Below are 26433 nucleotides of genomic sequence, written 5' to 3' on the forward strand. Positions count from 1 at the left end.
CAACCTGTCAACAAAAAGTTTCAAGGTTTTTTCGGCGGCCGATCCGTGAAGCGATCTGGCCAGGGCGGTTATTTGTTTGTCGGAGAGCAGTGCTGCAACAGAGTCCCGTTTTATAGCAAAGCATCTCGAGGGCGTCAACCCTTTTCCGATACCTTAATGAATAATTTTCTCTAACACACCAAGGATCCAACTGCACACTACATATATGGCAACCCGGCCCATCGATTCCAGTGGAGGTTCAATTCAGGTGAGGGGATTACTCGGGCAAGGAACAGTATCGGAAGGAGGCGCAACAATTTTAGAGTTTAGCGACGAAGAACCTGGCGTCAACCAGAAAAAAACGGCGATCGCCCAGGCCCAGACGTGCAGGCTAAGGAAACCGCCGGTTTCTTTGACAACCTCAGTGCGTGGCGCGGGCGCCTTGCCCGGACCTAGCCCTTGGTGTAGAGGACCGCAACGGCGCGGGCGCGGGTGGGACCGACCGAGACATAGCCGTGCGGCTCCGAAGACTCATAATAGATACTGTCACCCGGCATGAGGCGCATCACCTCTTCGGCATAGTGGAACTCGAGCTCGCCATCGAGGATATAGAGAAACTCGACACCTTCATGGCTGTAGAAAAGCGAGTTATCCCACTCGCGCTCCTCGAACTCGACCAGGAACGGTTCAACCTTCTTCTCGCGCATCCCCGGTGCCAGCGGCTTATATACATACCCTTGGGCGGCATCTTTACCAGGCCGGCGCTGGGTACCCACCGACTGCTCGCCGCGGGTCAGCACGAACTTCTGGCGATCGGTAGCTTCCTCGAAGAAGTAGTGGATGCCGACCTTAAGGCCCTTGGCGATCTTCAGCAGGGTGGCAATGGGCGGCGTCACCTGATCGTTCTCGATCTGGGACAACAGCGGCTTGGAGAGCCCGGTCATGTCGGCAAGCGCCTGCAAGGTGAGACGCTGCTCCTGACGAAGTCCCCGCACCTTCTCCCCCAGCTTCATTTCACGAATTTCCTGCTTGATCTTCTCTTGCACGGAGCACCCCCTGATAGGCACATATATAGGCAAAACTGTATCGGTCGTCAAGGGGTATTTACACTAACCCAGCAGAGATTCCTAAATACCCGAAGGGGTTGACATCAATTCCTTTTTTGGCTAGGCTTTTTTGGGTTTCAGCCCTAGCAGAACAGCCAAGGAGTGCTCCATGAAAAGTGCACGTATCCTCATCGCCTGTCTAATGGTTATCTGTGTTCTCGCTGCCTGTAAGAGAAAGCAAGAACCAACCTTCTACGAGTCAAACAGAAAAGAGAGTGTTGATGCTCCGGTAAAGGATGTACCAAAGGATATCCTGGGCACCCAACAAGCATTCGTCAACCTGGTAAAGAACGTCACCCCCTCGGTAGTTAACATCTCCACCGTCGGGAAGAAGAAACTGGTGCGCCCCTTTTTCGAGGCGAACCCCTTCTTCGATGAGTTCTTCGGCGAGCATGGCATGCGCCCCCAGTACCGGCGTGAGAGCAGCCTCGGCTCCGGCTTCATCCTGAACAAAGAGGGGTACATCGTCACCAACGACCACGTGGTGCGCGACGCCGAATCCATCCAGGTGAAACTCTCCAACGAAAGCGTCTACGCCGGCAAGGTGGTTGGGAGCGACCCCAAAACCGATATCGCCGTGATCAAGATCAACACCAAGGAGCCGCTCCCCGCTGCCGTCCTGGGGGATTCCAGCAAGCTGCAGGTGGGTCAGTGGGCCGTCGCCATCGGCAACCCCTTCGGCCTGGACCGCACGGTCACCGTCGGGGTGGTCTCGGCAACCGGCCGCTCCAACATGGGGATCGAGACCTACGAGGACTTCATCCAGACCGACGCCTCCATCAACCCGGGCAACTCGGGAGGACCGCTTCTCAACGTCAACGGCGAGGTGATCGGCATCAACACCGCCATCGTGGCCGCCGGCCAGGGGATAGGCTTCGCTATACCCGTGAACATGGCCAAGCAGGTGGTCACGCAACTTATCAGCAAGGGGAACGTAAGCCGGGGCTGGCTCGGGATCTCGATCCAGGCGGTCACCGACGACATGGCGCGCTCCTTCGGGCTCCCCAAGACCTACGGCGCCCTGGTGAACGACGTGGTTCCCTCCGGCCCGGCGGCCAAGGCGGGGATCATGCAGGGAGACGTGATCACCTCCTTCAACGGCACCACGGTGAAGGACGTGCGCATGCTGCAGCGGGTGGTCGCCGACACGCCGGTCGGCAAGAAGGTGGAAGTCGAGGTTTACCGCGACGGCAAACCGATCAAGGTCTACGTGACCACCGCGCCGGCCGAGAGCGCCCCTGCCCAGACCCAGCGCCCGGCCGAGCGCGAGGCGGGGGCCCTCGGACTCTCGGTTCAGGATCTGAGCGCGGCACAGAAGTCGCGCGGGCTCTCCGGCGTGGTGGTGAGCGATCTCGAACCCGGCGGCATCGCCGAAGACAGCGGCATCGAGCGCGGCGACGTGATCCTGGCGGTGAACCAGCGCAAGGTCCGCAATCTCGGCGATTACCAGAGGGCGATCAAGGACGCCGTCGCCAAAGGTGCGGCGACCCTGCTCATCAGGCGGGGCAACGCGAACATCTACTTCGCCTTAAAATTAAAGTAGTCAGCTCCGGAAAAACTGCGTATAGTGATCCGCTGATAAAACCAGTCGGGGGAGATACATGAGCCTCATAGAAAACCGGGACCAGGCCAGGCGGCTTGCCAGAGCCATCGTTTCCGACGTGGCGATCTACAACCGGGACAAGGTGGAGCAGGGGATCAAGGAAGACAACATCTTCGAGCTGTTAAACGACGCCCTCACCGAGGGGCGGGAGCACTTCGAGTCCCGGGTGACGCCGGAGATCGCCACCTCCAACATCTTCGACATAGCGGTGGTCGACGTATTGATCAAGCGGGCAGGCAAGATCGAATCGACCATCTGGTAGGTATACCGACACCAGGACATTAACCGCCCGGGCGCGCTTCCTCAGAAACGCGCCCGAGCTTTTTTTACCGAGGGAATTTACGCAGTATGGAACCTATCGAACTTATCTTTCCAGGCGACACGGACCCCGAACGTCTGGACAGCTTCATCTCCCGCTCCGTTCCGGAGCTCACCCGTTCGGCCGCCCTGCGCCTCATCGAGACGGGGCAGACCACCGTGAACGGCAAGGTGCAGAAGCCGTCGCTGAAACTCAAAGGTGGCGAGCGCATCGTCGTCGAGGTGCCGCCTCCGGTGCCTGCCGAACCTCAGGCGGAAGATATCCCGCTGGAGATCCTCTTCGAGGACGGCGAGGTCGTCGTGGTGAACAAGGCCGCGGGGATGGTGGTGCATCCCGGCGCCGGCAACCCCGACGGCACGCTGGTCAATGCCCTTTTAGGCCACTGTACCGACCTCTCCGGCATCGGGGGCGAGCTGCGCCCCGGCATCGTGCACCGCATCGATAAAGACACCTCGGGGACCATCGTGATTGCCAAGAGCGACCGCGCCCACTACGCGCTCTCCGAGCAGTTCCAGGCGCACACCATCAAGCGTGTCTATCTGGCGCTGGTCTACGGGAACCTGAAAGAAGACAAGGGGCGCATCGAGTCGGTGATCGGCCGCCACCCGGTCGAGCGCACGAAGATGTCCGGGAAAGCCCGTAACGGCAAACACGCCGTCACCCACTGGCGGGTCGTCTCCCGGTACCCGGGCCTCACGCTGGTCCGGCTGCGCCTGGAGACCGGCCGCACGCACCAGATCAGGGTGCACCTCTCGGAGGCGGGGCACCCTCTGGTGGCCGACGAGCTGTATGGCGGCGGCGCCCGCCTGGCCAATCTCAAGGATCCGGTTCTCAAGAAGCTGATCAAAGAGATGGGGCGCCACGCGCTGCACGCAAAGACGCTCGGTTTTCTGCACCCGGTAAGCGGCGAGTTCCTGGAGTTCGACACCGAGCTGCCGCCTGACATGGCGCGGATCGTCGCCTACCTGGACGAGAAGTACCCGCAGGAAGAGGCGGAGTAGCCGAGGGTTTGGGAGGTCGGCATTGCCGCCCCCGGAAAAAGTTCGCGCGCCACGGATCCGACCGATGGGACGGATCATCACGCAGGCGCTAAAGGTAATCGAGCGTCGAACACGATACCACTTGTACTGGCAGCACCAGAATCAACACGAGGTAAATTGTCATGGAAATGAGCAAGGCAGGGAAGATTCAGTATCTGAAACCGCAATTGGGCGGCAAGGCGGTCGCCGCCGGATTCACCACCCGCCACGAAGGGGTTTCGCGCCCTCCCTACAACTCCCTTAACCTGGGGAGCAATACGCTGGACTCCCCGCACAACGTCGAGGGAAACCGCAGCCTTTTGGCCCGCAGCTTCGGCACCACGCTGGACCGTTTTCTCACAGTCACCCAGGTGCACGGCACCGACCTTTTGGTCATCGACACGCCGAACCCGGAATTCAACCACTTCCTCAAGCTGGAATGCGACGGCATCGTCACCAACCAGCCGGGCCTGATGATCGCGGTCTGCGTCGCGGACTGCGTCCCCGTCCTGCTGCACGACCCGGTACAAAAGGTCGTGGCGGCGCTGCATGCGGGGTGGCAGGGGACGGTCTCCAACATCGCCGGCAAGGGTGTCGAGGCGATGGTGAACATCTTCGGCAGCAAGACGAAGGACATCCAGGCCGCCATCGGCCCCTGCATCTCCCAGTGCTGCTACGAGGTGGACGCACCGGTCAGGGACGCCTTCAAGAAGGCTGGCGCCGCCTGGGATCTCTACAGCAGGCCCGGCGCCTCCGAAGGGAAATGGCAGTTGGACCTCTCCGGCCTGAACCGCCAGCAGCTGCGGGATGCCGGGCTGGGCGCGGGCCAGGTCGACGCCGAGGAACTCTGCGTATGCTGCAACCAGGAGCTCTTCTTCTCCTACCGGCGCGACGGCGGCGATACCGGCAGGCAGGTGGGCTTCATCATGCTGGAAGCTGAATAAAACGGTCGCCGCCTTTCGCCGCGGCGCAGTGCATTTTATCACGGTGTGCCGACAGCACGCCACTACAGGAGGAGGTACGATGCGGTCGTTTCTCAAGCTGGCCCTGTTAGTCGCAGTAACCGTAAGCATGTTCGGCTGTGCCCACAACTACTACAACATTCCCCAGGAGACCCTGGAGAAAAAAGTGAAGACGGTTGGCGTGGCATCCCTTTTCACCGATGCGGACTCCGACCTGCGGCACCCGGACAAAAGCTCGCTCGTCGCGCTGATCCAGACCTTCAACGCGAAGAACGAAAAGGAGCTGACCGCCCGGCTCAGGGGGACCGGGACCTTCTACTCGGTCCGCCCCGTCGACGGGGATCCCAACAGGCTTTTCTCGACGCTGTTGCAAAACCGCGAGCGGCGGGAAGACGCCGGGGTGATCTACAACAAGTACTTCTACAAGAAGGACGAGGTCCGGCGCCTGGCCGCCGAGAACAACCTGGACGCCCTGCTCCTTGTGGTGGTGAACGGGATCACGAGGCCCGAAAAGGTCTACGCCAGCAACCTGCTCTCCTACCTGGAGACCGACTACAACTTCCTGGCGATGTCTGCGCAGCTGGTGGACCGCGACGGCGAGATCATCTGGGAATACCCGAACTTCAAGAAGTCGATGCCGCTCTCCTATCCCATGCTGCTCTCGTTGCAGTACCCTGACTTCGACGAGGCGGCTGCCAACCTGAGCGACAAGGTGGACGTGAAGTTCAAGACCATCGCCGGCATCACCAAGTCCCTCGCGAAGACCGAGAAATCGGTGAGTAACGGTCCGCCGGTCTCTTCCGTGTACGCCGACCAGTTCGACGACATCATAAGCCTCATGAAGAAGTACCAGCCGCTCTTCGGCGGCAAGAAAGAGACCGCCCCGGCGGCAGCTCCGACCGGAGCCTTGGAACCGGCCCACCCCGCGGCACCGGCGAGCGCCGCACCGGCTCCCGCGGCAGCACCGGCCCCCGTGGCACCGCAGCCCCCCGCGGTCCAGGAGGCACCGGCCCCGGCTCCGCAGGGGATCCAGGAACCGGGCATGCGGGAAGAGATCGTGCCGGAGACCCCGGCAAAATAACCACAGCTGCGGGAGGGAGCCTCGCTCATCCTCATCAGTAACCCCGACAGCACGGACGCAAAAAAAAGAGGCCGGTGCGGGATTCAATCCCAGCACCGGCCTCTTTGTTTCCGGTTCATGATCAGTTGTGTGTTGGCATGTCGGGGCTAGAGTTCCTCGAAATCCTCGTCATCCGATTCGGCCTCGCCTTCCTGCGCCTCGGCCTCTTCCCCGTCGTCGAAGTCCTCGTCGTTCACCCGCGCCAGGAACTGCTTGTTGCTCTCGATGAGCTTGCGGATCTCTTTGGTGAGTTCCTCTATCTCATCGCCGCCTTCGACTTCCTGCGTCATGCCTCAACCCCTTTGCGCGCCAGGGCCTTGCGGTAGAGCTCCAGGTACTTGTGCACCGAATTCTGCCAGGAGAAGTCGCTGCTCATGCCGCGGCGCATCAGTTTTTTCCAGAAGGCCCGGTCCTGGTAGGCGGTGATGGCCCGGTTCACGGCGTCCCACAGGGCTTCCGGGGTGTACTCGTCGAAAACGAAGCCGTTGGGGGTCTTGTCGCTATCCTGCGGATCGAAGACGCTGTCGGCCAGGCCACCGGTGCGGCGCACCACCGGCACGGACCCGTAGCGCATGGCGATCAACTGCCCAAGGCCGCACGGCTCGAAGGAGGACGGCATGAGGAACATGTCGCTGCCGGCGTAGATCTTCGGTGCCAGCGCGTGGTCGAACCCGGTGGCGCAGGCGATGTTGCGGGCCCCAGCCGCCTTTATGTCTGCAAAGGCCTTCACGAAGCGCTCCTCGCCCGTACCGAGCACCACCAGCTGCAGCGGCGCCTTGGCAAGCTGCGGCAACAGCTCGGCGATCAGGTCGAACCCTTTTTGCGCCACCATACGCGACACCATCCCGAAAAGCGGGACCTCGGGCGCACTGGCAAGCCCCATCAGCCGCTGCAGACCGATCTTGTCGACCAGCTTGCCCGACAGCGAGGCGTGGCTGTAGTTCTTCATGATGTCCTTGTCCATGGCCGGGTTCCACTCCTCGTAGTCGAGGCCGTTCAGAATCCCGTACAGGTCTTCCTTGCGGTTGTGCAGCACCCCCTCCAACCCGCAGCCGAGCTCCGGGGTCTGGATCTCCCGGCAGTAGGCCTCGGAGACCGTGGTGACCAGGTCGGCGGAGACGATCCCCCCCTTCAGGAGGTTCACCTTGCCGTAGAACTCGAGCCCATCGATGGTGAAGCACTCCTTGGAGAGCCCCATCCCCTCCAGTTCCTCGGGTGGGAAGAGCCCCTGGTAGGCCAGGTTGTGGATGGTGAAGATGACGCCGGTCTTGGCGAAGAAGGGGTCGTGCTTGCGCTCGTGCTTCAGGTAGTGCGGAATGAGCGCGGTCTGCCAGTCGTGGCAGTGGATGATGTCGGGACGGAAGTCCATTTTCTTCAGCAGCTCGAGAACGCAGCGGCAGAAAAAGGAGAATCGCAGCGAGTTGTCGGGGTAGTCCTCTTCAGCGGTGCCGTAGAGTTCCTCGCGGGCGAAGTACTCCTTGTTCTCGATGAGGTAGACCGGGATGTCACCCAGGGCGGCCTGGCGCAGGAACCCTTTCTTCTCGACGCCGTCCATCAGGACCGAGGCGCTCTTGCGCCCCTTTCTGACCGCCATGCCTCCCTTCTCGACGCTGCTGTAAAAGGGCATCATGATCCGGACATCATGGCCCAGGGTCTTTAAATTCTTGGGAAGGGCACCCGCCACGTCAGCCAGACCACCGGTCTTGGCAAAGGGGGTTACCTCAGAGGAAACGAACAAAATCTTCATGGAGAAACCTCTAAAAGCTTAAAATTATATGTGATTTTAGATTAGAAGCGCGGTTAAGTAAAGATTTTTCTCGGGAAGCGCGCCGCTCGACCGGACCACTTAACAGCTCGCGGGCCCATCCGTCAACGCTGTATACCGCTTGAAAGGGGGTTCGGACCTCCCCCTTTCAGGCGAGATCCAGCTCGACCTCGCGCAGGAAAACGGCTGCGTCCTCCGGCGAGGTGGGGTTGATGTAGAACCCGGTCCCCCACTCGAAGCCGGCGATCTGCGTCAGGCGCGGCACCAGTTCGATGTGCCAGTGGTAGTCGTACTCGATGGAACCCCAGTACTCGGGTTTGCCCAGGCGCTGCTGCCGGGGGGGCGCGGTGTGCAGGATGAAGTTGTAGGGTGGATCGCGCAGCACGCGCTTCACCCGGCAGAGCATGTCTTTCAAGGCCTGGGCCAGTTCCATGAGTTCCGCATCGCCAAGCAGCGCGAAGTCGTAGGAGTGCCGCTTGGGGTAGAGCCTCAGCTCGAACGGGAAGCAGGAGGCGTAGGGGGTGACGGTCACGAAGTTGCCGAACTCCCTGACCACCCGGACCCCCTCGGCTATCTCGAACTGCACCACGTCGCAGAAGATGCAGCGCTCCTTTGCTTCGTAGAACTCCTGGCAGACCCTCAGCTCCGTCGCCGCCACCGGCGGGGTGAGCGGCACCGCGATGAGCTGGCTGTGCGAGTGCGAGATGGGTGAGCCGGCGCGCCGCCCGTGGTTTTTGAAGAGCACCAGGTAGCGGAAGCGCGGGTCGCCGCGCAGGTCGAGGATGCGGGTGCGGTAGGCGATAAGGACATCGGTGATCTCGGGGAGCGAAAGGTCGGCGAGCTGCCGGTCGTGGTCAGGCGTCTCGATGATCACCTCGTGGGCGCCGATCCCCTCCATGACGTCGTACGGGCCATAGCCGCGGGTCTTCAGGTCCCCCTCGATGCGCAGCGCCGGAAACTTGTTGGGGATCACCCGCACCCGCCAGTTCGCCTGGTTGGGCTCGCCTTCGGGGCGGATCGCGAAAATTTCCGGCGGCGTCTTGTCCTCGTTGCCGTAGCAAAACGGGCAGTTGGTGACGGTGCCGGTCTCCGGTTCCACCTGGAAATCGCGCGGGCGGCGGCCGCGATCCGTCGCGATGATAACCCAGTGCTGTTTGAGCGGATCCCACCTGAGTTCGGACATGTGACCTCGAGAACCTCAAAAAGGTTCTATGCTCTACGTTCTATGTTGTACGTTCTATGTTGTACGTTCTATGTTGTACGTTCTATGTTGTACGTTCTATGTTCTACGTTAACGAATCTGGGTTTCGTTTCGTGAGGCAGCTCTTTGTTGGCCAGCAGGGTCACGGACCCTACCGTCACTCACCTTCCACCAACCAGCACCGTGGCAGGCTCGCCTTTCAACCGAGAACGTAGAACATAGAACATAGAAACGTTTCTTTGGTTTTCAGATAAGCCAGGTCTCCAGGTCGAGATCCGGGCCGGTGTAGCTCAACAAAAGCGGGGTATCGACCGGCCAGCGCCCCACCTCCTCGCCGCTATGGGTCAGGGTGAGGTAGGCGAAAATCTTGTCCCCGGGGGTAAGCTGCAAGACCGCGAGCGGGATGCGCGCCTCGGCGATGCGCACGACGCCGTACTGCGCCACCGTGCCGCTTGGCTGCCACCCCGCCGGCCCCTTCACCATGACCTGGTTCTCGGAAAGCCCGAGCTGCATGTCGAGACGGTACTCGTTGGCATGGATCAGGTGCAGCGACACGACGTCCTCGCGCTTGAGGAACTTCTCCAGGAACTGCACGCCGTCGATCCGGACATAGAAGAAGTTCCGGTCGTAACCGTAGAAGAAGGACTGCAGCAGGTTTTCGCCGGCGTGGATCGCCGAGTACTGCTTGGTCAGGTCGTAGAGCCCCGCAGCCAGCCACTCGAAGTAGTCGGTCACCAACCCGGTGATCGCAGGAGTGATGAGTGCCGCCGGCTCCCGGACGAAGCCGGCCGGCGACTGCTTCTTGATCGGCTCGTAGAGCTCGCGCGGCACGGCGAGCCCCAAAAGCCGGTAGACGTTCATCAGGTGCCGGCGGAACAACAGGTCGAAGCTCGCGGAGTGCGGGGAGAAGTGGTCGTCTCCGTACCACCAGAACCAGTCGCTCCCCTCCGCGGCGTAGAGCGCCTGCACCACCAGCTCCGCCACCTCCCCCCCGATCTCCTCCGGGGCGGGGTCGGCCTGCGCGGTGTCTCCCGAGAGCAGTGCAGCGACCGCCGGGCTATGCTGCACGGCGGCAGCCCTGGCCCGGGCGAGGTAGTCCCACCCGAGGTTCTCCTCGGGGTGCCCGATCCAGATGCCGTAATTCGCGTTGATCCAGGAGCCGGGATGGATGTGGCTCAAGGTGCGCCGCTCGGGGACCCACTCCAGCACCTCGGAGAAGGTGGCCGGGGCGAGCCCGGGGGTGCCGGCCAGACAGTGGTAGAGCTTGCTCAAAAAGGGGAGCCCGTTGTCCTGGTAGTACTCCCAGGCGTTCTCCCCGTCCAGGATGACCGGCGCCACCACCGAGCTGTGGCAGCGCTGGCGCACCTCCTTGAGCCGCCCCAGGAAGTCGGCCACCGCGCGCTCGGCCTCCCACTTCGAATAGGTGAAGCCGATCAGGTCGGAGAGCACGTGGTCCCTGAAGAAGATGGCGGTCTCGCTCTCTCCCTGCTGGTAGAAGTAGGGGCGGTAGAGCGCCTCCCGGTCGCGCCCCAGCCCGCGCGGCAGGCTCTTGGCGAGCACCCACTCGTCGGTGGCGGTCCAGGTGATGCCGCGCTCGGCGAGGATCCCCAAAGCCTCGTCGCTCACCGCCCCCTCCGAGGGCCAGACCCCCTTCGGGGTGCAGCCGAAGAGCCGCTCGAAGCAGGCGATGCCGCGGTCCACCTGGCTGCGGGCGTCCTCGGGGTGCCTGAAGTGCTGGGTGGGGAGGGTGACCCGCGGCATGGCGCTCTGGGCCAGACGGGTGTCGCAGAGAAGCGGCAGGATCGGGTGGAAGTAGGGGGTGACCGAGAGTTCGACCTTCCCCTCTTCCTGCAGGCGTTTGTAGAGCGGGATGATCTCGCCGATCAGGACGCGCTGGGTCTCGAAGAGCAAAAGCTTGTCCGAGGCGGTGAAGTTCTTCCCCTTGCGCAGGAGCTCCCGGAACTCGGGATAACGGCGCCGGGCCGCCTCGCCGGTCCAGGTGAGGTAGAACCAGACCTGCAGGTCGAGGATCTCCTGGTCACCCATGACCCGCAGCCGGTCCCGGGAGCCGCCCCCCACGCCGTCACCGGCCAGGCAGTAGAGCTCGAGGTAGCGCCGGTGCGGCTCCACCATGCGCTGCCGGTTCGCCGAGAAGAAGTTGTCCAGGACGAAGAGGCGCTCCTCCTCGGTCATGTCGGCAGGCGCCATGCGCGCCCGGGAGAGGAAGGGATCGACCGCGGTGCCGGCGCCATAGTCCTGGATCTGCTCCAAAAGGGAGGGGACCAGGTTGAAGGTCACCTTGGCGCCGGGGGAAGCGTCAACGATGGCCGGCATATCGTAGTAGTCCTTGATGGCATGCAGGTAGGTCCAGGGGAGGATGTACTCCCCCTGGACCGGGTCCTTGTAGAAGGGCTGGTGCATGTGCCAGAGAAAGGACACGTACAGCGGTTCCGCCATGGCTTGGCTCTCCTTGTGGCTGCCCGGCTAAAAGGCGCCGTCCGTGCCTAGAGCGTCAGCTCCTTCTTCCACTTCTCCACTTTCTGCATGTACTCGTCCAGGAGCCGGTGCGCGGCCTTGGGGTCCTTCCCTTCGGCCACCACGTGCACCACCGGCTGGTACTGGTCGGGGAGCACCAGGACCCAGTCCTCGCCGAAACTCACCTTGATGCCGTCGATGAAGCTCGCCTCCTTGTCCAGGCTGTCCTCGCTCATCTTGCGCATGATCCCCCCCTTCTTCTCCCAGACACAGGGGACCTTCCCCTGCAAGAAGGTGCTGCGCCGCACCTCGCCTAAAACCTTGGAGAGCGGCAGCCGGGCGGCAGCCGAGAGCTCGATGGTCTTCGCGATGGTGAACATCCCGTCGAAGGCGGCCTGGAACTTCGGGAAGGCGAAGCGGCCGCTCATGGTGCCGGCCATGATCACCTCGGGGGAAATCGCGGTCTCGATCATGGAGCGCTCGGCGCTCTTGGTGCGCCGGACCGCGCAGCCGTTTTCCGCCGCTATCTGCTCGATCACCGAGGGGGCCGACACCGGGACGGCGAAGGTACCGCGGGCCCCGCTTTTCAGCATGAGAGCGACCAGAAGCGGCAAAAGCTCCTCGGGGGGGTAGACCTTGCCGGTCTCGTCAACGAGCGCCACCTCCTCGGCGGTCGGGTCGAGCCAGAATCCCGCCTGCGCCTCCAGCGTCACCACGATCTTGGAGAGCTGCTGCAGCGAGTGCGGCTTCTCGTCGGCGCTCTTCGAGCCGCGGCTTTCGTCCAGGTAGGTGTTGAGCCCGATCACCTCGACCCCCAGGTCGTTCAGGATCTGCGGGAGGATCTGGCCGGCCACCGAGTGGTTGAAGTCGATCACCACCTTGGACGCCGCGCCGCGGATCAGCTGCTGGTCGAGCCCCCTGAAGAACCCTTCGCGGTAGAAGTCGACCACCTGGGGGAGTTCGGTGATGCCGCCGGGCTCCTGGTAGTGGGCGCGCCTGAAGTTCTCCTTGTAGAAGATGCGCTCCACGTTTTTCCCCATGGAGCTCGAGAAGTCGAGGCCGTCGGCGTCGAGAAAGACGATCTCGGTGATGGCCGGGTCCTCCAGGCTCTGCCGGAAGTGCACCCCCCCCACCTCGCCGAAGGTGCGCAGCTTGTAGCGCAGGATGGGGAGCGAGATCATCCGGATGTCGCGCACGTTCACCCCCGCCGAGAGGATCCCCCCCAAAAAGGAGCGCTTCAGCATGCGCGAGGAGAGCGTCGAGTCGCGCCCCACCAGGACGTGGCTCCCTTTGGGGAGCGAGGTGCCGTAGGCGCACCCGAGCTTCGCCACGAACTCGGGGGTGAGTTCGATGTTGGAGAGCCCCTTGATCATCTCACCCTCGAAGAGCGACTTCTTCCAGCGCTCGCCCCAGATCAGGTTGTCGGTCACTGTGGAGCCGGCTTCGATCACCTTGCGCGGCCAGACCTTCACGTCGCGCTTTAAGTAGCTGTCCTCGCCGATCGAGGTGTCGTCGGCCACCACGACCCCTTCCTCCATCACGGTCGCCTGCCCCACGCTCACGTTGTTGCACAGGACGCAGTCGTTGATCTTCGCCCCCTTCTTGATGAAGACGTTGTCCCAGATCACGCAGCGGGTGAGCTTCACGCCGGGCTCGATGGTGCAGTTTCTGCCGATCACCGAGTCCTTGATCTGGGCCCCCGCCTTCACCTGGGAGTTGTCCCCCACCACCACGGTCCCCTCCATGAGGGTCCCCTCGCCGAGCCGCACGTCCGTGCCGATCCTCAGGTCCTTCCCCACCAGGTCCTTCTTGGGCTCGTCGATCTTCACGTTGACCTTACCCTTCAGGATGTCGTGGTGCGCCTCGCGGTAGCTGTCGGTGTTGCCGATGTCGCGCCAGTACCCTTTCACCGGGTAGCCGAAGAGTGCCGCCTTCTTCTTCAACAAGAGCGGGAAGAGGTCCTGGGAGAAGTCGAAGTTCTCCCCCTCGGGGATCATCTTGAAGACCTCGGGCTCGAGGACGTAGATGCCGGTGTTGATGGTATCCGAGATCACCTCGCCCCAGCCGGGCTTCTCGAGGAACTGGGTGATGCGCCGGTCCTTGTCGGTGATCACCACGCCGAACTGCAGGGGGTCCTTCACCGAGGTGAGGGTGATGGTGGCGAGCGCCTTGTTGTTCTCGTGGAAGTCGATCACCTTCTGGATGTTGAAGTCGGTCAGAAGGTCGCCCGAGATGATCAGGAAGCGCTCGTCCAGGTACTTCTCGGCGTACTTCACCGCGCCCGCGGTCCCCATGTCCTCGAGCGGCGTCACGTAGGTGATGCGCACGCCGAAGTCGGCGCCGTCCCTAAAGAAGTTCTTGATGACGCTCGGCTGGTGGTAGAGCAGCATCACCAGGTCGGTGATACCGTGTTTTTTCAGGAGTTCCACGATGTGCAGCATGATGGGACGGTTCATGAGCGGAACCATCGGTTTGGGGATGTTGCAGGTAAGCGGTTGCATGCGGGTACCAAAGCCCCCCGCCATGATGACAGCCTTCATAGGTCAATCCTCCTTGGGAAAAATAACATCAGGAAATATCAAGTTGAGGTTGAGGTTGAGGAGAAGCCTTGACAGCCCGACCGGTACAGGATCTCTGCATATTTGCTGTTGATCGGTTCAGGCTGCGTAGAAGCCTTCTTCTCAACCTTAACCTCAACCTAACCTGCCGTTTGCGCCTTCTGCCTCTTGGCGAGTACCCGCTTGATCTCGTCTTTTAACTCCTGCATGTCGCTCGATTTCACCACGTAGCCGTCGGCGAGCCAGGCCGAGAAGTCGTCCTTGTAGCAGGAAAAAGCGGTGCACAGGATGACCGGCAGGTTGTGGCGCTCCTTGACGATACGCTGCAACAGCTCGATGCCGCTTTCGTTTTTCAGCTTGATGTCTAGTACCACCAGGTCGAAGGCGTTACTTTGCAGTTTCTCGACCGCCTCCAGGGCAGAGCCCGCCGTCACCACCTGGTACCCCTCGTCGCTCAGTTCCTGCGCGTACAAAAGCCGGATATTCGCCTCGTCGTCCACCACCAGTAGTTGTGTCATCTTCAGATCGCCTCCTTGCGGGTACTGAGCCTGAGACTGTAGGTATTTCCGCCACCGGGGCGGTTCATGATGGAAAGGGAGCTCCCCTGCCGCTCCAGGATGGTCTTGCACAACGAGAGTCCGACGCCCCCACCCATCTCCTGGGTGAGGTAGAAGGGGGCGGTGAGCGCCTCCTGCGCCTGCCGGGTGAGCGCGGTGCCGCTGTCGCTGATGCGCACCAGGACGCCGTCGCCGTCGAGCTCCGTCTCTACCTTGAGCTCTCCGCCGCGCTCCATGGCGGCGAGTGCCGTCGAGATGATGGTCTTCACGCAGTAGCTGATCTGCTTGTAGTCGATGCGCACCATGGGGAGCTCGTTGGCAAGCTCCTGCCGGCAGACCACCCCGCTCTCCTCGAGCGTGGTCCCCAGTTCGTCGATGGCGCTTGAGAGGAGTTTGTTCAGGTCCCACAGGTCCATCACCGGGAAGAGCGACTCGGAGTAATCGAGCACCTCGCTTAGGACCTCCTCGAGCTGGCGCGTCTCGCGCACGATCGACTCGAGGTAGCCGTGGCGCTCGTCGTCCTCGGCGGTCCCTTTCAAAAGGGTGCGGGCGAAGCCGCCGATCACCATGAGGGGGTTTCTGATGGAGTGGGCGATGGAGGAGGTGATCTTCCCCACCAGGGCCATCTTCTCCATCTTGACGATGAGCTCCTGCTGCTCCCTCAGCTTCAGGTTCGCCGACTTCTGCTTGGCCACCTCCTCCTGGAGCCTCTCGTAAAGCGAGGCGCGCTCCAGGGCGAAGGCGACCGGGAAGGCGAAGGTCTCCAGGGACTGCATGTCCTGCAGGGTGATCGGCTTGTGGGTGATGCAGTTGTCGGCGATGATCACGCCGATGCGCCGGTTGCGCGAGATAAGCGGCATCACCAGGAAGGTGTCCACCCCGAGGATGCGGGCGAGGCCCCGGTCCAGGTCCGGGTTGTTGAGCGCGTTCTCGACCAGGATCGGCTTTTTGCTACGCAGCGCCCGGTTGAAGATGTGCCCCTGATCCGAAAGCGGCACGGTGAGCAGGGAGAGGATGTCGTGGAACTTCACCTTCTCGGAGGTGAGCTTGGTCTTTTGGAAGTTCTTGGCGAGTTCTTTGAGGGTGAAGTTGGAACGGCTCAGGTCCTCCCAGGTATGCCAGGCCTCCTCGTAGTTCTTGGGACCTACCCCCAGGTAGCCGCGGATGTTGCGGCGTTCCTTGTCGGTCATCAACAAAAAGGCCCGGTTCATGCCGAACCCCTTGCCGGCGGTGATCGCCGTCATGGCGACGGAGAGCACCTCGTCGAGGTCCAGGGAGGTCTGCAGCACCAGCCCCACCTCGCGCAGGAACTTGATCTCGCGGGTCTTGCTGTTCAGGAAGCTGAGCATGGCGCCCATCTGCGCCTTTTGCTCCTGGAACTCGGTGAGGATATAGGGGAGCACCTCGGCCAGCGGGTGCCCGGTGCTCTTTAGGCGGGCCAGGTCGTTCTTGAACCGGGGACACTCGACGCACTTTTCCACCACCCTGCGCCGGTGCGAGGTGTAGAGATCCTCCTCGCCGTCTCCGATGTACGGGCACCCCTCCGGTGTAATTTCGTCCTTACTCCAGCAGCATTCCCAATCCAAGCGTCCCCTCCGCACCGCCAAGGAAAAGATAGCAACAGGCTGAAACGGCAAAAGTATAGCAGCAGGTTGAACCGTGACAAGGGTCTGCGAGATTTTTACATAAAATTATTAATTAACATTTGCGTGACAGGAGTTACCAGAGGGGAGCTCGAATCCCGGGCCAAGGCGAGCGCACTGGCGGGGTGAACCGAAAGAAGCGTAGCGCGCAGGGGCTGCAACTGGGGAGGGGAAAGGGGAGGCCCGGGAGCCGTCGCCTGGCACGGGGACGGCTCCCGGGGGAGAAAAAATGAATGTGCCTGTCGCTTCGGGCCGGTCACGGCGGACCGGCGCAGACTAGCGGCCGGCGATCAGCTTCAGGCGCTCCATGTTGAGGATGATCACCTTGTTGCCGTCCACCTCGATGATGCCGTCGTCCTTGAGCTTGCGGAAGGTGCGCGACAGTGTCTCGCTCACCGTCCCCAGGCGCGAGGCGAGCTCACCCTTGCGCATGTCGAGCTCCAGATAGGTCTTCCCCTGGAAGCTCGTGCTCTTGCGCCCGGCCAGGTCGATGAGGTACGAGGCGAGCCGCGCCGGCGCGTCGGCAAAAGAGAGTTCCTCGATCTGCCGCGCAAAGCGGCGCAGCAGCAGGGAGAGCGAGGCGATCAGGTTGAGCGAGAACCTGGGGTTTCTTTCCAAAAGCCCCATGAAGGACTCCCGCGGGAAGAAGAGGACTTCCCCCTTCTCCACGCCGCGCGCCTCGGCGGGGTAGTTGCCGTCGCCGAAAAAGGCGGCCTCGGCGAAGGTCTCCACCGGATGCACCATGTGGAGCACCTTTTCCCGGCCGTCCGGGGAGATCTTGCACAGCTTCAGGGACCCTTCCGCCAAAAGGTAGAACCCCTGCGCCTTCTCACCCTCGACAAAGAGGCTCTCCCCCTTGGCGAACGGGCGGCGTACCGCGATCTCCGCGACCTCTGCCAGATGCTCCTCGTCCAGTCCGGAGAAGAGCAGCGTCTTCTTGATGATCTCTTTGTTTTCCATACCCACCCTTGTACCGCAAAGCACATTAAGAGGCAAAAAAAAAATGACCCCGACCGGGCGCCGCCCCGACTCCTGCCCCATCGGGGGCGGAGCGCCTGAAACAAGGAAACATTGAGAATTTCATAAATAAGTTAAAGGATTTCCGCTACGAACCGATAAGGAAAGAAAATGTTATCTTTTGTCAGAAGAGCCGTATACAGGTTTTCCGCCGCCCCCCAGGGCCCCATTGGCGTCCCCTCAGGCGGAGCGTGAAATCGGCAGGCGACGAGGTGAGCGTGCGCAAAATACTGGTAGTCGATGACCACACCCTGGTCCGTAGAGGCGTGATCCGGATTCTGGAACAAAGCCGGGATCTCGAGGTCAGCTGCGACGAGACGGGACAGGCCCAGGAGGCGCTGCGGCTAGTGACCGGCGGGAACTACGACCTGGTGCTTTTGGACATCGCACTGCCGGGGGTGAATGGGCTCGACCTGCTCAAGTCCCTGCACCGCGCGGCTCCCAGGCTGCCGATCATCATCCTCAGCATGTACCCCGAAGACCAGTACGCCATCCGCTGTTTCACCCAAGGGGCCGCCGGCTACCTCGCCAAGGACAGCGCCCCCGAAGACCTGGTGGCGGCAGTGCGCAAGGTGCTCTCGGGGGGACGCTACGTGAGCGGCGGGCTGGTCGAACACCTGGCCGGGCACCTGGCCGCCGGCCCCGCGCATACGGTGATCTCGCATGAGGACCTGACCGACCGCGAGTTCGTCGTCCTGCGGCTCTCCGGTGCCGGGAAAAGCCCGGCCCAGATCGCCGGGGAACTGTTCCTCAGCGTGAAGACGGTGAACACCTACCGCGCCCGGGTCATGAGCAAGCTGGGGCTTAAAAGCAATGCGGAAGTAATCAGTTACGCCATCAAACACAACCTGAGCACGTAATCGGATAAGAGTATACACTACGCTATTTTCAGCAAGAGTCGCTCTACAGCGGAAGGAGTCTTCCGCCGAAACTTACATTAGATAACGACGTTTGGTACGGAGCCGAGGACGAGATGGCCTTCACCTTTTTCATGCGCGACCAGCCTACCCTGGAACACGCCGCGCAGCAGATGATCGAGTACGCCAGTGGGCGGAGCCGGATCAAGATCTGGGATGCCGGGTGCGCCCTGGGGCAGGAGACCTACACCATCGCCATGATCTTCGCCCAGCGCATGAACCCATACGGTTTTCGCAACCTGCGGATCGACGCCACGGACTACGACAGCGCCAACAACTTCGGCGACGTGGTGCGGGCGGCGGCCTATCCCAAGGAAGAGTTGCAGCGCACCCCGCCGGAGTTTCTGGAGAAATATTTCGAGCCGGCCGAACGCCCCGGGCAGCTGCGGGCCGTGGAGCTGCTGCGCGGCCGGGTCACCTTCCAGTACCACGACCTGCTCTCCTTGAAGCCGATCGGTTCGGACTACTGCCTGGTGGTCTGCAAGAACGTCATGCTCCACTTCCAGTATCCCGAGCGCGTCGAGGTATTCAAGATGTTCCACCAGGCACTGGCCCCCGGCGGCTACCTGGCCACCGAGAACACCCAGAAGCTCCCGGCCGAGGTGTCCCACCTGTTCACCCAGGTGGTGCCAGACGCCCAGTTGTACAAGAAGATCGGAGACTAAGCTACAGATCATCCTGCGCAAGAGCGAGCGGACCTACAGCTGCAGCGCCCGGCAACAACGTGGCCGACAGCTCTGCGTGGTCCGACAGGTGCTGGAAAAGATCTAGCCGCACGACGCATCGTCGGCAAACCAGAACATACCGCGTATCACGATACCTGCACCACATCCTGGGAGGGACGCATGAAGAACTTACGCATTGGAGTACGGTTGGGAGTCGGCTTCGGCCTACTGTTGGTGCTGCTCTGCGCCATCTCGGTCTTCGCCATCATCCGGGTGAACGGGCTTGATCACGAGATCAACCAGATGGCCTACGACAAGTTTCCCAAGGCAGTCCTCGTCAATGACGTGGTGGACGCCGCCAACGTCTCGGCCCTGGGCACGCGAAACATGCTGCTCGACCCCGGCAACCAGCAGAAGGAGTTCGAGCTTATTGCGGAGCAGCGCAAGGTCGTCAACGACCGCATGGGGAAGCTAACCAAGATGATCACCAGCGAGGAGGGGAAGAAACTCCTTGAGCAGGTCAACAGTGCCAGGACCGCCTACCGTGCCTCGACCGACCAGTTCGTCTCCCTGTTGAAAGCCGGCCGCATGGCCGAAGCCCGTACCCTGCTGCTCGGAGACAACCGGGTCACTCAGACCGCCTATCTGTCCTCGCTCGAAAAGCTGGGGAAGTTCCAGGACACGCTTGTTGAAAAAGCCGGCAAAGAGGCGGATGTCGTGGCATCGGCTACGAGAAACATCATCATCGGCCTGGTGCTCGCGGGGCTTTTGCTCGGCATTGCGATCGCCTACCTGATCACCCGCTCCATAATCAAACCGGTGGAGACCTGCATCGCTGCCGCCAACAAGATCGCCGCCGGGGACACCGACGTGGTGCTCGACACCACGGCCTCGGACGAAACCGGGCTCTTGCAGCAGTCCATGCAGAAGATGGTGCAGGCGATCCAGGGGCTCGTCGCGGACACCACGCTGCTCTCCAACGCAGCCATCGCCGGCCAGCTCGCCACCCGCGCCGACGCAAGCCGCCACCAGGGCGACTTCCAGAAGATCGTCTCCGGCGTCAACGAGACCCTCGACGCGGTGATCGGCCCGCTGAACGTGACCGCCGAGTACGTGGACCGCATCTCCAAAGGTGACATGCCGCCCAAGATTACCGACAGCTACAACGGCGACTTCAACGAGGTAAAAATCAACCTCAACAACTGCATCGACAACATAAACGCCCTGATCGCCGACGCGAACCTGCTCTCCCAGGCCGCAGTGGAAGGAAAGCTCGCCACCCGCGCCGACGCAAGCCGCCACCAGGGCGACTTCCGCAAGATCGTCACCGGCGTCAACGACACCCTCGACGCGGTCATCGGCCCACTGAACGTCACTGCCGAGTACGTAGACCGGATTTCCAAGGGCGACATCCCGCCGCGCATCACCGACAACTACAATGGCGATTTCAACGAGGTGAAGCTGAACCTCAACAACTGCATCGAGACCTTGAACAACCTGCTTTCCGACATGAACGAGATGTCCCACCAGCACGACCTCGGCGATATCGACGTGGTCATGCCGGTGGAGAAGTACCAGGGCGCCTACCGCACCATGGCCCAAGGGGTCAACACCATGGTGAACGGCCACATCCAGGTCAAGAAGAAGGCGATGGCCTGCATCGCCGAGTTCGGCAAAGGGAACTTCGAGGCGCACCTCGAGCAGTTTCCCGGCAAAAAGGCCTTCATCAACGACACCATCGAGGTGGTGCGCGGCAACATCAAGGACTTCATCGCCGACATGAAGCACATGTCCGAGGAGCACGACAAAGGTGACATCGACGTCGTGATGCCGGTCGAGCGTTACCAGGGCGCCTTCCAGGTCATGGCCCAAGGGGTCAACACCATGGTGAACGGCCACATCCAGGTCAAGAAGAAGGCGATGGCCTGCATCGCCGAGTTCGGCAAGGGGAACTTCGACGCCGAACTGGAGCAGTTCCCCGGCAAGAAGGTGTTCATCAACAACACCATCGAGGCGCTGCGCCAGAACATCAAGAGCTTCGAGTCCGAGCTCCTCGTGCTCATCCAGGCGGCGACGGACGGGAATCTGGATCGCCGCGCCGACGCGACCCAGTTCGTGGGCGGCTGGAACAAGCTGGTGGCCGGCATCAACGACACCGTCAGCAACATCGTCAACCCGCTCATGGTGACTGCCGACTACGTCGACCAGATCTCCAAAGGGATCATCCCGCCGGCGATCACCACCGATTACAAGGGGCAGTACAACGTCATCAAGAACAACCTGAACAACACGGTCAAGATGATGAACGACCTCTTGGCCGAAACCGACAAGATCATCAAGGCTGCCGCGGACGGCCAACTCGACGAGCGTGCCAATGCTGCGCTCTTCGTCGGCGGTTGGAACAAGCTGGTGGCCGGGGTCAACGACACGGTCAGCAACATCGTCAATCCGCTCATGGTGACCGCCGACTACGTGGACCAGATAGCCAAGGGGATCATCCCGCCGGCCATCACCACCGATTACAAAGGGCAGTACAACATCATCAAGATCAACCTGAACAACATGGTTAAGATGATGAACGACCTCTTGGCCGAAACCGACAAGATCATCGTCGCGGCTGCAGACGGCCAGCTGGACCAGCGCGCCAACGCGGCACTCTTCGTCGGCGGCTGGAACAAGCTGGTGGCGGGGGTCAACGACACGGTCAGCAACATCGTCAATCCGCTCATGGTGACCGCCGACTACGTGGACCAGGTCGCCAAGGGGATCATCCCGCCGGCCATCGTTACCGAGTACAAGGGACAGTACAACGTCATCAAGATCAACCTGAACAACATGGTCATGATGATGAACAACCTGCTCTCCCAGACTGACATCCTGATCAGGGCCGCAGCAGACGGCCAGTTGGACCAGCGTGCCGACGCCGAGCTCTTCGTGGGCGGTTGGAACAAGTTGGTGGCCGGGGTCAACGACACGGTCAGCAACATCGTCAATCCGCTCATGGTGACCGCCGACTACGTGGACCGTATCTCAAAAGGGGACATCCCGCCGGCCATCACCGCCGAGTACAGGGGGCAGTACAACATCATCAAGACCAACCTGAACGTGCTGATCGCCGCCATGGATATCATCACCAAGGCCGCCCAGGAGATCGCCGGCGGGAACCTGTTGGTGGACATCAAGGAGCGCTCCGACAAGGACGAGCTCATGAAGGCCTTTGCCGCCATGGTGGCCCAGCTCTCCGAGGTGGTGAGCGAGGTGAAGGGCGCCGCCGACAACGTGGCACAGGGGAGCATGGAGCTTTCCTCCGGGGCCGAGAGCATGTCCCAGGGTGCCAGCGAGCAGGCGGCCTCCGCCGAGGAGGCCTCCTCGTCCATGGAGGAGATGTCCTCCAACATCCGCCAGAACGCCGACAACGCGATGCAGACCGAGAAGATCGCCGTGAAGAGCGCCTCGGACGCCATCGAAGGGGGCAAGGCGGTGGCCCAGACGGTCCACGCCATGAAAGAGATCGCCGGCAAGATCAACATCATCGAGGAGATCGCGCGCCAGACCAACATGCTGGCCCTGAACGCGGCGATCGAGGCGGCACGCGCCGGCGAGCACGGCAAGGGGTTCGCGGTGGTGGCAAGCGAGGTGAGGAAACTCGCCGAGAGAAGCCAGGCCGCAGCCGGTGAGATCAGCAAGCTCTCCGTCTCCAGCGTGGATGTCGCCGAGCGGGCCGGAGAGATGCTGGCCCAGCTGGTGCCGGACATCCAGAAGACCGCCGAACTGGTTCAGGAGATCAGCGCGGCCTCCAAGGAACAGGACACCGGGGCAAGCCAGATCAACAAGGCGATTCAGCAGCTCGATCAAGTTATTCAACAAAATGCCGGAGCTGCCGAAGAGATGTCTTCGACGGCAGAAGAACTCTCCGGCCAGGCCGAGCAGCTGCAGTCGACCATCGCCTTCTTCAAGGTCAAGGAGGGTGCCGGGTCCGCCAAAGGCGCCGCACCGGCCAAGAGTAAGAGGATCGCGAAGCCGGTCGTGCAGCACCTGGTGCATAACGAGCCGGCCACCAGGAAGCAGGCGGTAGGCGGGCACGCGCTGGCCATGGACGACGTCGACTTCAAGGACGACGCCTTCGAGAAGTATTAGGAACCGGTTGAGGTCAAGGTCAGGGGCGTATGCTCCCCTTCCCTGCCTTGACCTCCACTCAACCCTTAACCAAGGAGCGGGACATGAGCACAACAGAAACGGCAGGCGCAAGCACGCAGTATCTCACCTTCAAACTCGGGGACGAGATCTTCGCCCTGGACGTGGCGGAAGTGAGGGAGATCCTCGACTTCACTACGGTTACCAAGGTGCCGAGGACGCCCCCCTTCATGCGCGGCGTCATCAACCTGCGCGGCAGTGTGGTTCCGGTCATGGACCTGAGGCTCAAGTTCGGTATGAGCGCCACCGAGCAGACCGTGAACAGCTGCATCATCGTGGTGGAGTTGGACCTCGAGGGGGATCAGGTGGTGATCGGCGTGTTGGCCGACGCCGTGCAGGAGGTGATCGATCTCGAGCCCGAGCAGATCGAGCCGGCCCCGAGGATCGGCACCAAGCTCAACATGGAGTTCATCCTGGGGATGGGCAAGCACAATGGCAGCTTCATGATGATTCTCGACATCAACAAGATCTTCCAGGGCTCCGACCTCGAAGTCGAGCAGTCGGCGGCGTAAGAGAGGCAGGGATTAAAGGCAGGGACTAGGGACTGGGGACTAGGGAGGGCGAAAACCTTACTTCCCAGTTCCCTGTCCCCAGTTCCGCTTGTTCTCCGTTTCCTGTTTTCCAGCTGTTTTCCAGCTCTGGCCCCATCCCGTCTTCGGTTCTCTCCCGTTCTCCGACCCACTCGCTCTCCCCGTTTCGCTTCCAGCAGCCATTCCAATCCCAGCCGCAGCTTCAGCCCGACTCGAAGATCTCCAGTCCTCCGTCCTCCGTCCCCAGTCCCCAGTCCCTGCCTCTAGCCTCTAGCCTCTAGCCTCTAGCCTCTAGTCACTCGCCAAACAAACCTTACATAATCCTACACACCGTAAGATCCGAAACTACATGAAAAACCGACATTCACGGACTTTAGGAAGTATACGTCAGCTCCGAACTGGTTAATGAACCTTGTGCCGGCGGCCTGCTAGACGTGCTGCCGGTTGCGGCACGGCCTTCTCTGCCGGGGTTACGCTCATGAAGGAGGAAAACAGCGTCATAAGCAACCAGATCCGGCAACCCGCAGTGCACCAGTTTCGGCAACGTCAACCACACACGAGGACCTCACTATGAACCTGCTTAACAGTTTGACCATCAGCAAGAAACTAATGGCATCGTTCGTGATCCTGGCCGGCATCACCGCCATCGTCGGCTACATCGGGATCAAGAACATGGGTACCATCAACGACCGGGCCGACCAGATCTACCAGAAAGAGCTGCTCGGGCTTTCCTATGTGAAGGAGGCCAACATCGACCTCATCTACATGGACCGCGCCAGCAAGAACCTGATCCTGTCCACGACCAAGGCCGATCGGGAGTTGTACGCCAAGCGCTTCCAGGAGTACCTGAAGATGTACCAGGAGAACCTGGAAAAGGGGCGCACGCTCTTTTATTCCGAGAAGGCAAAGGCCGCATTGGCTAAGCTGGACAAGCAGTGGCAGGAGTACCTGCCGGTCGCCCAGCGGGTAAACCAGCTCGCCCTCGGCGAACAGCTCAGCGCCAAGAAGGCCTCGGCCGATCTCGCCGCCGGGGAGGCTCGGGAAAAGATAAACGCGGTGGATGACTCGCTCACCGAGCTTACCAAGATCAAGGAAGCGAACTCCAAGCGCATCTCCGACGAGACCACCGCGCTTTACCTGCAAAGCCGCAGCTATCTGCTCGCGCTCATCGTGGGGAGCGTGCTCTTCGGCATCGGGGTCGGCCTGTTCCTCTCGCGCAACATCGGCAACATCCTCAAGTCGCTCCTCGAGGAGTGCCGCAGGCTTACCGAGGCGGCGATCGACGGCAAGCTGGCCACCCGCGGCGAACCCGACAAGATCAACTTCGAGTTCCGCGGGGTCGTGACCGGCATCAACCAGACCCTCGACGCGGTAATCGGCCCCCTGAACGTGACCGCCGAGTACGTGGACCGCATCTCCAAGGGGGACATCCCGCCCAAGATCACCGACACCTACAACGGCGACTTCAACGAGGTGAAGGTGAACCTCAACAACTGCATCGACAACGTGAACGCGCTTGTGCAGGACGCCAACATGCTGGCAGAAGCCGCGATCGCCGGCAAACTTGCCACCCGCGCCGACGCGAAGCGGCACCAGGGCGATTTCCAGAAGATCGTCTCCGGCGTGAACGACACCCTCGATGCGGTCATCGGCCCCTTGAACGTGGCCGCCCAGTACGTGGACCGCATCTCCAAGGGGGACATCCCGCCGCGCATCGTCGAGCAGTACAGGGGTGACTTCAACGAGCTCAAGAACAACCTGAACATCCTGATCGCCGCTATGGAGACCATCACCAAGGCCGCCCAGGATATCGCCGGCGGCAACCTCCTGGTGGATATCAAGGAGCGTTCCGAGAAGGACGAGCTGATGCGTGCACTCTCCGCCATGGTGAACCAGCTCTCCGACGTGGTGACCGAGGTGAAGAGCGCCGCCGACAACGTGGCACAGGGGAGCATGGAGCTCTCTTCCGGCGCCGAGAACCTCTCCCAGGGTGCCAGCGAGCAGGCGGCTTCCGCCGAAGAGGCCTCCTCGTCCATGGAAGAGATGTCGGCAAACATCCGCCAGAACGCCGACAACGCGCTGCAGACCGAAAAGATCGCCGTAAAGAGCGCGTCGGACGCCATCGAGGGTGGCAAGGCGGTGGCCCAGACGGTGAACGCCATGAGGGAGATCGCCGGCAAGATCAACATCATCGAGGAGATCGCGCGCCAGACCAACATGCTGGCCCTGAACGCGGCGATCGAGGCGGCCCGCGCCGGCGAGCACGGCAAGGGGTTCGCGGTAGTGGCAAGCGAGGTGCGCAAACTCGCCGAAAGAAGCCAGGCGGCGGCCGGTGAGATCAGCGAACTTTCCATCTCCAGCGTGGATGTGGCGGAAAAGGCGGGTGAGATGCTGGCGCAGCTGGTGCCGGACATCCAGAAGACCGCCGAGCTGGTGCAGGAGATCAGCGCGGCCTCCAAGGAACAGGACACCGGTTCCTCCCAGATCAACAAGGCGATCCAGCAGCTCGATCAAGTCATTCAACAAAACGCCGGAGCTGCCGAAGAGATGTCTTCGACGGCTGAGGAGCTTTCCAGCCAGGCCGAGCAGCTGCAGACCACCATCGCCTTCTTCAAGGTGAAGGAAAGCGCCGGGGCCGCCAAGCCGGTGGCGCGTCAGCGGGCCGAAGCCAAGCGGGTGGCCGCGCCGCAGCACGTTCAGGGCTCCACCGTTTCCAAAAAGCAGGCGGTCGCCGGCCACGCGCTTAATCTGGACGAGGCCGACGCCCAAGACTCGGCATTCGAAAAGTACTGACAAGGCAGGG

The 26433-nt window shown here is 61.7% G+C and carries 19 protein-coding genes; 10 read left to right on the top strand and 9 right to left on the bottom strand.

Annotation, left to right across the window (positions count from 1 at the left end; genetic code table 11):
• Window positions 1-431 precede the first annotated feature (431 nt).
• A complete protein-coding gene (locus GMST_RS15790; protein WP_246399745.1) occupies window positions 432-1025 on the bottom strand; it encodes a helix-turn-helix domain-containing protein in 594 nt (197 codons plus the stop codon).
• A gap of 169 nt (window positions 1026-1194) precedes the next feature.
• Between GMST_RS15790 and GMST_RS15795 the strand changes: the two genes are divergently transcribed.
• The 5 genes from GMST_RS15795 (at window position 1195) to GMST_RS15815 (ending at window position 6069) form a co-directional block, all read left to right on the top strand.
• A complete protein-coding gene (locus tag GMST_RS15795) occupies window positions 1195-2628 on the top strand; it encodes a DegQ family serine endoprotease (protein ID WP_183355659.1) in 1434 nt (477 codons plus the stop codon).
• 58 nt (window positions 2629-2686) lie between these two features.
• Window positions 2687-2950, top strand: a complete 264-nt coding sequence (locus tag GMST_RS15800; protein ID WP_183355660.1) for a hypothetical protein — start codon at window positions 2687-2689, stop codon at window positions 2948-2950.
• A gap of 86 nt (window positions 2951-3036) precedes the next feature.
• A complete protein-coding gene (locus GMST_RS15805; protein ID WP_183355661.1) occupies window positions 3037-4008 on the top strand; it encodes an RluA family pseudouridine synthase in 972 nt (323 codons plus the stop codon).
• 161 nt (window positions 4009-4169) lie between these two features.
• Complete coding sequence (gene pgeF, locus GMST_RS15810) at window positions 4170-4970, top strand: peptidoglycan editing factor PgeF (protein WP_183355662.1); 801 nt, start codon at window positions 4170-4172, stop codon at window positions 4968-4970.
• A gap of 79 nt (window positions 4971-5049) precedes the next feature.
• Window positions 5050-6069, top strand: a complete 1020-nt coding sequence (locus tag GMST_RS15815) for a hypothetical protein (RefSeq protein ID WP_183355663.1) — start codon at window positions 5050-5052, stop codon at window positions 6067-6069.
• A gap of 146 nt (window positions 6070-6215) precedes the next feature.
• On the opposite strand, the gene GMST_RS15820 is transcribed toward GMST_RS15815, so the two are convergent.
• From GMST_RS15820 to GMST_RS15855, 8 genes are all read right to left on the bottom strand, one after another.
• Complete coding sequence (locus GMST_RS15820; RefSeq protein WP_183355664.1) at window positions 6216-6398, bottom strand: hypothetical protein; 183 nt, start codon at window positions 6396-6398, stop codon at window positions 6216-6218.
• Entirely contained in the window at window positions 6395-7855 is a 1461-nt protein-coding gene (gene glgA / locus GMST_RS15825; protein ID WP_183355665.1) for a glycogen synthase GlgA, read from the bottom strand. Before glgA ends, GMST_RS15820 begins: the two co-directional genes overlap by 4 nt.
• Window positions 7856-8021: 166 nt before the next feature.
• Window positions 8022-9056 carry a galactose-1-phosphate uridylyltransferase gene (locus GMST_RS15830; RefSeq protein ID WP_183355666.1) on the bottom strand — a complete coding sequence of 345 codons (1035 nt, stop codon included), beginning with the start codon at window positions 9054-9056 and terminating at the stop codon, window positions 8022-8024.
• A 264-nt stretch (window positions 9057-9320) separates the two neighbouring features.
• Window positions 9321-11531 (bottom strand): glycoside hydrolase family 57 protein, encoded by a 2211-nt coding sequence (locus tag GMST_RS15835; RefSeq protein ID WP_183355667.1) that lies wholly within the window; start codon window positions 11529-11531, stop codon window positions 9321-9323.
• Window positions 11532-11578: 47 nt separating this feature from the next.
• Window positions 11579-14089 (bottom strand): mannose-1-phosphate guanyltransferase, encoded by a 2511-nt coding sequence (locus tag GMST_RS15840; protein WP_183355668.1) that lies wholly within the window; start codon window positions 14087-14089, stop codon window positions 11579-11581.
• 158 nt (window positions 14090-14247) lie between these two features.
• Window positions 14248-14625: a response regulator gene (locus GMST_RS15845; RefSeq protein ID WP_183355669.1), complete on the bottom strand. Its 378-nt coding sequence runs from the start codon at window positions 14623-14625 to the stop codon at window positions 14248-14250.
• Window positions 14626-14627: 2 nt separating this feature from the next.
• Window positions 14628-16250 carry a sensor histidine kinase gene (locus tag GMST_RS15850; RefSeq protein WP_183355670.1) on the bottom strand — a complete coding sequence of 541 codons (1623 nt, stop codon included), beginning with the start codon at window positions 16248-16250 and terminating at the stop codon, window positions 14628-14630.
• Window positions 16251-16583: 333 nt separating this feature from the next.
• Window positions 16584-17267, bottom strand: coding sequence for a Crp/Fnr family transcriptional regulator (locus GMST_RS15855; protein ID WP_183355671.1), 684 nt, complete (start codon window positions 17265-17267; stop codon window positions 16584-16586).
• 275 nt (window positions 17268-17542) lie between these two features.
• Between GMST_RS15855 and GMST_RS15860 the strand changes: the two genes are divergently transcribed.
• The 5 genes from GMST_RS15860 (at window position 17543) to GMST_RS15880 (ending at window position 26423) form a co-directional block, all read left to right on the top strand.
• Complete coding sequence (locus GMST_RS15860; protein WP_198424568.1) at window positions 17543-18184, top strand: response regulator; 642 nt, start codon at window positions 17543-17545, stop codon at window positions 18182-18184.
• Window positions 18185-18297: 113 nt separating this feature from the next.
• The gene (locus GMST_RS15865; RefSeq protein WP_183355673.1) at window positions 18298-18906 is read left to right on the top strand and encodes a CheR family methyltransferase; all 609 of its coding nucleotides are present in this window, start codon (window positions 18298-18300) and stop codon (window positions 18904-18906) included.
• 180 nt (window positions 18907-19086) lie between these two features.
• Window positions 19087-23043 (top strand): methyl-accepting chemotaxis protein, encoded by a 3957-nt coding sequence (locus tag GMST_RS15870; RefSeq protein ID WP_183355674.1) that lies wholly within the window; start codon window positions 19087-19089, stop codon window positions 23041-23043.
• Between the two features lie 83 nt (window positions 23044-23126).
• Window positions 23127-23612: a chemotaxis protein CheW gene (locus GMST_RS15875; RefSeq protein ID WP_183355675.1), complete on the top strand. Its 486-nt coding sequence runs from the start codon at window positions 23127-23129 to the stop codon at window positions 23610-23612.
• Between the two features lie 588 nt (window positions 23613-24200).
• A complete protein-coding gene (locus tag GMST_RS15880; protein ID WP_183355676.1) occupies window positions 24201-26423 on the top strand; it encodes a methyl-accepting chemotaxis protein in 2223 nt (740 codons plus the stop codon).
• The last annotated feature ends 10 nt before the right edge of the window (window positions 26424-26433 follow it).

Origin of the sequence: Geomonas silvestris, from assembly GCF_014193515.1 — a bacterium.
Taxonomy (GTDB): Bacteria; Desulfobacterota; Desulfuromonadia; order Geobacterales; family Geobacteraceae; genus Geomonas; species Geomonas silvestris.

What these genes read in the sequence shown, in the direction of transcription:
- GMST_RS15795 (WP_183355659.1), top strand. Translation starts at nt 1,195, where the DNA reads ATGAAAAGTGCACGTATCCTCATCGCCTGTCTAATGGTTATCTGTGTT.
- glgA (WP_183355665.1), bottom strand. Translation starts at nt 7,855, where the DNA reads ATGAAGATTTTGTTCGTTTCCTCTGAGGTAACCCCCTTTGCCAAGACC.
- GMST_RS15855 (WP_183355671.1), bottom strand. Translation starts at nt 17,267, where the DNA reads ATGGAAAACAAAGAGATCATCAAGAAGACGCTGCTCTTCTCCGGACTG.
- pgeF (WP_183355662.1), top strand. Translation starts at nt 4,170, where the DNA reads ATGGAAATGAGCAAGGCAGGGAAGATTCAGTATCTGAAACCGCAATTG.
- GMST_RS15865 (WP_183355673.1), top strand. Translation starts at nt 18,298, where the DNA reads ATGGCCTTCACCTTTTTCATGCGCGACCAGCCTACCCTGGAACACGCC.
- GMST_RS15805 (WP_183355661.1), top strand. Translation starts at nt 3,037, where the DNA reads ATGGAACCTATCGAACTTATCTTTCCAGGCGACACGGACCCCGAACGT.
- GMST_RS15815 (WP_183355663.1), top strand. Translation starts at nt 5,050, where the DNA reads ATGCGGTCGTTTCTCAAGCTGGCCCTGTTAGTCGCAGTAACCGTAAGC.
- GMST_RS15840 (WP_183355668.1), bottom strand. Translation starts at nt 14,089, where the DNA reads ATGAAGGCTGTCATCATGGCGGGGGGCTTTGGTACCCGCATGCAACCG.
- GMST_RS15870 (WP_183355674.1), top strand. Translation starts at nt 19,087, where the DNA reads ATGAAGAACTTACGCATTGGAGTACGGTTGGGAGTCGGCTTCGGCCTA.
- GMST_RS15800 (WP_183355660.1), top strand. Translation starts at nt 2,687, where the DNA reads ATGAGCCTCATAGAAAACCGGGACCAGGCCAGGCGGCTTGCCAGAGCC.
- GMST_RS15830 (WP_183355666.1), bottom strand. Translation starts at nt 9,056, where the DNA reads ATGTCCGAACTCAGGTGGGATCCGCTCAAACAGCACTGGGTTATCATC.
- GMST_RS15835 (WP_183355667.1), bottom strand. Translation starts at nt 11,531, where the DNA reads ATGGCGGAACCGCTGTACGTGTCCTTTCTCTGGCACATGCACCAGCCC.
- GMST_RS15845 (WP_183355669.1), bottom strand. Translation starts at nt 14,625, where the DNA reads ATGACACAACTACTGGTGGTGGACGACGAGGCGAATATCCGGCTTTTG.
- GMST_RS15875 (WP_183355675.1), top strand. Translation starts at nt 23,127, where the DNA reads ATGAGCACAACAGAAACGGCAGGCGCAAGCACGCAGTATCTCACCTTC.
- GMST_RS15880 (WP_183355676.1), top strand. Translation starts at nt 24,201, where the DNA reads ATGAACCTGCTTAACAGTTTGACCATCAGCAAGAAACTAATGGCATCG.
- GMST_RS15820 (WP_183355664.1), bottom strand. Translation starts at nt 6,398, where the DNA reads ATGACGCAGGAAGTCGAAGGCGGCGATGAGATAGAGGAACTCACCAAA.